The organism is Gordonia sihwensis NBRC 108236 (assembly GCF_000333035.1).
In the GTDB taxonomy this organism is placed as follows: Bacteria; Actinomycetota; Actinomycetes; order Mycobacteriales; family Mycobacteriaceae; genus Gordonia; species Gordonia sihwensis.
This window is the reverse complement of the sequence record NZ_BANU01000060.1, coordinates 1-1,224: the sequence shown is the minus strand read 5'-3', so window position 1 is coordinate 1,224 and position 1,224 is coordinate 1. Positions and strand designations below refer to the sequence as shown.

1 protein-coding gene and 1 other annotated feature are annotated in these 1,224 nt (G+C 64.0%); the gene reads right to left on the bottom strand.

All coding sequences use genetic code 11. The annotated features are described in order from the left end of the window. A protein-coding gene (locus tag GSI01S_RS19395) for an IS3 family transposase (protein WP_085950770.1) occupies nucleotides 1-1,175 on the bottom strand; the annotation gives its coding sequence in 2 pieces (ribosomal slippage) (nucleotides 1-896 and nucleotides 896-1,175; 1,176 coding nt annotated over the 2 pieces). This gene is flagged as partial in the annotation. After that, nucleotides 773-906: a sequence feature (AL1L pseudoknot), on the bottom strand. It overlaps the preceding gene by 134 nt. Nucleotides 1,176-1,224 lie beyond the last annotated feature (49 nt).

The window sequence follows — 1,224 nt, the reverse complement described above, 5'->3', positions numbered from 1 at the left end:
GACGTTCGCCGGGGTGCGGTAGCCGAGAGCTTCGTGGAGCCGGGAGGTGTTCCACCAGTGGACCCAGCCCATCGTGGCGAGCTCAACCTCGCTGACTGACTCCCAGATCCGCTTGGAGTAGATCAACTCCGCCTTGTATAGGCCGTTCACTGTCTCGGCCAGCGCGTTATCGTAGCTATCGCCGACGGTACCTACTGAAGCCGTAACTCCCGCGGCGAGCAGAGCGTCCGAATAGGCGAGCGAAACGTATTGACTACCCCTGTCGGAATGGTGGATCAATCCGCTTTCGTTCCTGCTCACCCCGGTGGACTGCAGTGCATGCTCCAGTGCGAGCAATGGCAGAGACTCCGTGTGGAGCGTGGGCGCGACCGCCCAGCCGACAATTCTGCGACTGAAGACATCGGTAACGAATGCGACGTAGCAGAACCCGGAGAGCATCCGGACGTAGGTGATGTCGGCGACCCAAAGCTGCTGCGGTCGATCCGCGACGAACCGCCGTTCAACGAGGTCCGGGCGCTGGTCATCTCCGTCTGCGGAGCAGGTGGTGACGGGCTTTCGACCTCGGCGAACGCCCTGCAGGCCGGCGATCTTCATCAGCCTCGCGACCTGGTCGCGACCGACGTTCCATCCTGCGTGGCGCATTGCGTGCCACATCTTCCGGACCCCATAGACGCTGTAGTTCGCCTGATGAATCCGCTGCACCTCCTCCGCCAGCATCTCGTCCCGAACGCTGCGAGCGGAGGCCGGCCTGTTCTTGGCAGCGCGGTATCCGCGGGAGGTGATGAACCCACATTCTGTCGCACTGAGGATGCGGCAGATGGCCTCGACCCCGAACTTCTCGCGATGCATGTCGACGAACGCGATCATTTCGTCGTGGGGCGGTCGAGTTCCGCTGCGAAAAACGCTGAGGCGGCCTTCAGGATCTCGTTCGCACGTCGCGCCTCGGCGAGCTCCCGCCGGAGACGGCGATTCTCCTCCTCGAGCGGCTCTCCCGGTCCGACCGGCTCGGTGGCGCCGTAGCGATTGCACCAGATCCGCAGCGTCTCTGTGCCGACACCGAGCTGCGGCGCGACGGCACGGATCGATGCTGCGCGAGGGCCGCCCTCGCGGGCTTGGCGGTCGTAGACCATGCGCACGGCACGCTCACGCAGCTCTGGACTGAACTTCTTGGGCATACTCCGATTCTCCTTGCTGAGACTCGGAACGGAACCCAGGGCGCTTCAA